General features: G+C 69.2%; 6 protein-coding genes. All 6 read left to right on the plus strand.

Annotated features, from left to right (window positions below; translation table 11 throughout):
• Nucleotides 1-52: 52 nt before the first annotated feature.
• Nucleotides 53-244, plus strand: coding sequence for a Flp family type IVb pilin (locus tag JMF86_RS31315; RefSeq protein ID WP_011549059.1), 192 nt, complete (start codon nucleotides 53-55; stop codon nucleotides 242-244).
• 82 nt (nucleotides 245-326) lie between these two features.
• Nucleotides 327-533, plus strand: coding sequence for a Flp family type IVb pilin (locus tag JMF86_RS31320; protein ID WP_011549058.1), 207 nt, complete (start codon nucleotides 327-329; stop codon nucleotides 531-533).
• Between the two features lie 28 nt (nucleotides 534-561).
• Nucleotides 562-1,101, plus strand: a complete 540-nt coding sequence (locus tag JMF86_RS31325; RefSeq protein ID WP_011549057.1) for a prepilin peptidase — start codon at nucleotides 562-564, stop codon at nucleotides 1,099-1,101.
• A gap of 43 nt (nucleotides 1,102-1,144) precedes the next feature.
• Nucleotides 1,145-2,545, plus strand: a complete 1,401-nt coding sequence (locus JMF86_RS31330) for an ATP-binding protein (RefSeq protein ID WP_011549056.1) — start codon at nucleotides 1,145-1,147, stop codon at nucleotides 2,543-2,545.
• 35 nt (nucleotides 2,546-2,580) lie between these two features.
• On the plus strand, nucleotides 2,581-3,420 hold the full coding sequence (cpaB, locus tag JMF86_RS31335) for a Flp pilus assembly protein CpaB (RefSeq protein WP_011549055.1): 840 nt from the start codon (nucleotides 2,581-2,583) through the stop codon (nucleotides 3,418-3,420).
• A 104-nt stretch (nucleotides 3,421-3,524) separates the two neighbouring features.
• Nucleotides 3,525-5,151 (plus strand): type II and III secretion system protein family protein (locus tag JMF86_RS31340; protein ID WP_201317262.1); only part of this gene is annotated, 1,627 nt, incomplete at its 3' end.

Here is a 5,151-nt window from a genome sequence, read left to right on the forward strand (position 1 = left end):
CCGATCCAGCCGGCGCGCCAGGCTTCGAAAGTGACTACGCAAGGAGATCATCATGTCCAAGTTCATTCAACAAGTCGGCCGTTTCGTCCGCGATGAAGACGGTGTGACGGCCATCGAATACGGCCTGATCGCCGCGCTGATCGCCATCGGCATCATTGCCGCGCTGTCGACGGTCGGCAAGGACCTCAAGACCGTGTTCACCACGATCGCGGACGACCTCGATTCGGCGGTCGCAGCCATCTGATGGACCGTGCCGCGGACGGCTCGGCTGGTGCAGCGTTCGAGCCGTCCCCGGCGATTCCGTCAACCGGAAACCGGAGACCGTCATGCAAACCATCATGCGTGTCGCACGTGGCTGGATCGCCGACGAACAGGGTGTGACGTCGATCGAGTATGCGTTGCTCGCGTCGATGTTCGCCGTCGCGGTGCTGGGCAGCGTCGTCACGCTGAAGGGCTCGCTCGGCGATGCGTACGAGATGATCGCCGCGGCCGTGACGGCCGCCGTGAGCACCGCGTTGTCCATGGTTTCCTGATCCACCGATTCGATACGCGAGGTTCGCCATGCTTCCCGTTGCGCCGCCTTACCCGGTTCCGTTGTGCGTGACGCTGCTCGCGGTCGCCGCGGCCAGCACGGACATCGCGACCCGTCGCATTCCGAACCGTCTCGTCTTGCTCGGCCTGGCCGGCGCGCTGGTCGCGCAGTGCCTGCTGCAGGGCGTGCCGGCGGGCGTGCTCGGATGGCTCGCCGGCGCGGCGACCGGCTTCGGCCTGCTGCTGCCGTTCTACCTGTTGCGCGGCATGGCGGCGGGTGACGTGAAGCTGATGCTCGCGATCGGCGCATGGGTCGGCGCGGAAATGACGTTTTACATCGTGCTGGCCACGTTCCTGGCCGGCGGGATCGGCGCCATCGCCTACGCGCTGCTGCGCGGGCGGATGCGCCAGATGTGGACGAACGTGCGCACGCTGATCGTGCGGCGCTCGCAGGCGGCGCGCGCCGAGGCCGACGACGGCCCCGTCGAGATCGCATCGGTCGGCACGCTGCCGTACGGCGTGGCGATCGCGGTCGGCACGCTGGGCACGCTGTTCGCGTCGTGCGCATAGCGCGGCGGACCCGCAACGAGAACGCAACGAGGACGCAACGATCATGAACACGAACCACACCGAACCGAGACGCGATGCGCAGGTGGCACGCCTGCCCGATCCGCCGCCGTCGCGGGAGGCCCATACGAAGCCGGGCGCGCAGCTGCCGCCGGCGCCGCGCTCGCTCGCGGAAACCGGCCTGAGCATGGCGTTCGTCGGCGGCCTCGTGCTGAAGTCGACGCTGGTGCTCGGCCGCCCGTCGTACGGCGATCTGGTCGAACGGCACTGCCTGCCGCTCGCGGTACTCGACGAAGTGTTTGCGTTCCTGGTGCGCGAGCATCTCGTCGAGCTGACCCATCGCGGCGCGACGGATCTCGACGTGACGTTCCGCCTGACCGATGCGGGCCGCGTGCTCGCGCTCGAGGAACGGGAACGCAGCGGCTACAGCGGGCCCGCGCCGGTGACGCTCGACGCGTATCTCGCGAGCGTGGCCGCGCATTCGGTGCGCAAGCTGCACATCGGCCAGAGCGACGTGTGGGCGGCGTTCGAAGGCATCGTGATCGACACGGCGGTGCTCGATGCGGCGGCCGCCGCGCTGAACGCGGGCCGGCCGCTGCTGATCTACGGCCCGGCCGGCAGCGGCAAGACCTTTCTCGCCGAGCGGCTCGGCGCGCTGATGCACGGCCGCGTGCCGATCCCGTACGCGATCTGCGCGGCCGGCGAAGTGATCGAGGTCTACGACCCGCTCGTGCACGTCGACGTCGGGTCGCAGGCCGGCGGCCAGTCGGTCGATCGCCGCTGGCGGCTGTGCGAACGGCCGGTCGTGATGTCGGGCGGCGAGCTGACGCTCGACGAGCTCGACCTGCGTCGCGACGCAGCGGCCGGCTTCTACCAGGCACCGCCGCACATGAAGGCGAACATGGGCATGTACGTCGTCGACGATCTCGGCCGCCAGCGCGTCGAGCCGCGCGACCTGCTCAACCGCTGGTTGCGGCCGCTCGATCGCGGCGTCGATTTCATGACGCTCGAGTCCGGCAACCGCTTCGTGATGCCGTTCGACGTGTGGCCGGTGTTCTCGAGCAACCTGGCGCCGGAGCAGTTCTGCGACGACGCGTTCATGCGCCGCCTCGGCTCGAAGCTGCACGTCGGCGCGATGTCGATCGACGACTACCGCGCGGTGTACGACGCGGCCTGCGCGTCGCTCGGGCTCGTGTCGGCGAGCGATGCCTTCGACTTCCTGCTGCATCGGCTGCACCTGCCGACCGGCAAGGCGTTTCTCGCGTGCTTTCCGGCGGACCTGCTGCGCCTCGTGGCCGCCGGCGCGCGTTACCGCGGCGATCCGCCCGAGGTGACGCACGACGCGCTGTACGACGCGTGGGCGAGTTATTTCGGCGCGGCGCCTGAACGGGACGGCAGTCATCCGCCGCCCGTCGAGCGCGGAGGCCGCACGTTCATCACCGGTTGAGCCGTTTCTTTCACGATTCGTCGAGGAGCATTGCCATGAAAAACAGTCGAGCGCTCATGATGCTGGTCGTCGCGATGGTCGCGGGTCTCGCCGCGGTCGTGTTCGCGTCCCGCTGGCTGGTACAGACGTCCACGAGCTCGGTCACGTCCGTCGCGGTGGCCACCACCGACCTGAACCTGGGCGAGCCGCTCGGGCCGAACCAGATCCACATGGTCAGCTGGCCGGCCGGCAGCGTGCCGACCGGCGCCTTCACCGATACGAAAACGCTCGAAGGGCGCGTCGTGCGCACCAGCCTCGCGCGCGGCGAGCCGGTGATCGAGTCGAAGCTCGCGCCGGTCGGGACGAAGGGCGGGCTGTCCGCGGTGATCGCCGACGGCAGCCGCGCGATCACGGTGCGCGTGAACGACGTGGTCGGCGTCGCGGGCTTCGCGCTGCCGGGCAACTACGTCGACGTGATCGTCAACACGCAGGAACAGCAGGGCAAGACCGACGGGCAGAGCATCTCGAAGATCGTGCTCGAGCACATCCTCGTGCTGGCCGTCGCGCAGCAGGTCAGCCGCGACGACACGGCGCCGAAGGTGGTCAACGCGGTGACGCTGGAAGTCACGCCCGACCAGGCCGAACGGCTCGACCTCGCACGCAGCGTCGGCACGCTGTCGCTCGTGCTGCGCAACCAGGTCGACCAGAAGACGCTGACCACCGGCGGCGCGACCAAGCTGACGCTGCTCGGCAAGGAACCCGTGCCGGAAGCGGCACCGGCGCCCGTCCACGTGCGGCCGGTCCGCGTGCACGTCGCGTCGCACGCGGCGCCGGAAGTCCGGCGCGACTGCGTCGGCGTGCTGACGGGCGTGAAGGGCAGCGTCGAATGTTTCTGAAACGAATGCATACAGCCAGACCAACAAACCGGCCGCCGTCATCGCGCGGCGGCCTTGGAAGTCGATAACCGGCACGGCGCCGGTCTCTCGGGGGATCAGACGAAATGAAGATCAAACCGCAACGCACAGGTACCGGCCCGCTGCGCACACGCGTCGCACGGGGCACGATGATGGCCGCGATCCTCTGTTCGGGATGGCTGACCGTGTATGGCGCGCTCGCGCAGGAAGGCATCGAGTCGGCGGTGCTGACGAAGGGCGGCGCCAGCGCGCCGGCCGCGGTCGGCAAGGGGCCGATGCAGATGACGATCAGCATGGCGCCGGTGCCGGCCGCCGCGCCCGCCGCGTCGGCGGGGCCGCTGCGCGGGCCGAACTGCGTCGGCGCCGTGCGCGAATCGACCAGCGTCGCCGTGCCGCTCGGCAAGTCGCTGCTGGTGCCGATGCCGGAGCCGGTCCGCAATCGGACGATCGGCAACCCGGCCGTCGCGCAGGCGACGATGGTGTCGCCGCAGACGCTGTACATCCTCGGGCTTGCGGTCGGCACGACCAACATGATCGTGCAGGGCAGGAGCGGCGCATGCCGCGTGATCGACGTCGCGGTCGGCGCGGACGCCGGCGGCCTGCAGGCGTCGCTGTTGCAACTGATGCCGAACGAGCGCGACATCCATGTGTCGACCGCGGCCGGCACGATCGTGCTGGCCGGCACCGTGTCGAGCTCGCAGGCCGCGCAGCAGGCCGTGCAGATCGCCCATGCGTACGGCGACAGCGCGGGCGATGCGGCAGGCGGCAAGCAGGGCGGCGGCGTGCTCAACATGCTGAACGTCACGTCGCCGCAGCAGGTGATGCTCGAGGTGAAGGTGGCCGAGGTGTCGAAGACGCTGATCAACCAGATGGGCAGCGCGTTCAACATCCAGGGCGGGTTCGGTTCGTGGAGCGGCGCGCTGGTCAGCAACCTGCTCGCGGGCGTCGCGAGCGGCGCCGTGTTCAACAAGGCGAACAACAAGCCGTTCAGCATCGCGGCCGACGCGCAGAACACCGACAACCTCGTCAAGATCCTCGCGGAGCCGAACCTCGTGACGATCAGCGGTCAGGAAGCGACGTTCCTCGCGGGCGGCAAGATCTTCATCCCGATCCCGCAGAGCGGCAGCAACGGCGTCTCGTCGATCACGCTGCAGGAAGAGGAATTCGGCGTCGCGCTGAAGTTCACGCCGACGGTGCTGGCCAACGGCCGGATCAGCCTGAAGGTCGCGCCGGAAGTGTCGGAACTGTCGCAGACGGGCGTCACGCTGAGCGCGTCCAACATCGGCGGCACGTCGATCCTGCCGCTGATCACGACGCGGCGCGCGTCGACGACGGTGCAGATGAGCGACGGCGAATCGTTCGCGATCGGCGGGCTGATCAAGGACAACGCGAGCGGTGCGCTGAAGGCGATCCCCGGCGTCGGCGAAGTGCCGGTGCTCGGCGCGCTGTTCCGCAGCACGTCGTTCCAGCAGGATCGCACCGAGCTGATCTTCCTGATCACGCCGCACCTGGTGAAGCCGCTGCAGACCGCGGACGTCGCGCTGCCGACCGACAGCTTCTCGAAGCCGAACGAAGTCGACGTCTTTGCGACCGGCAACATGGAAGGCCGTGGCGGCGTGCGCAAGGCAGGCGCGCAGCCGATGCAACCCGCGAACGGCGCAGCCGCTCCGCAGACGCCGGCCCAGGCGCCCGCACCTGCTCCGGCGCCGAAGT

Origin of the sequence: Burkholderia sp. E168m15, assembly GCF_016586105.1 — a bacterium.
GTDB classification, from domain to species: Bacteria; Pseudomonadota; Gammaproteobacteria; order Burkholderiales; family Burkholderiaceae; genus Burkholderia; species Burkholderia orbicola.

Bases quoted from the DNA above. Each gene is read 5' to 3' on its own strand.
- cpaB (WP_011549055.1), top strand. From the start codon at position 2,581: ATGAAAAACAGTCGAGCGCTCATGATGCTGGTCGTCGCGATGGTCGCG.
- JMF86_RS31315 (WP_011549059.1), top strand. From the start codon at position 53: ATGTCCAAGTTCATTCAACAAGTCGGCCGTTTCGTCCGCGATGAAGAC.
- JMF86_RS31320 (WP_011549058.1), top strand. From the start codon at position 327: ATGCAAACCATCATGCGTGTCGCACGTGGCTGGATCGCCGACGAACAG.
- JMF86_RS31330 (WP_011549056.1), top strand. From the start codon at position 1,145: ATGAACACGAACCACACCGAACCGAGACGCGATGCGCAGGTGGCACGC.
- JMF86_RS31325 (WP_011549057.1), top strand. From the start codon at position 562: ATGCTTCCCGTTGCGCCGCCTTACCCGGTTCCGTTGTGCGTGACGCTG.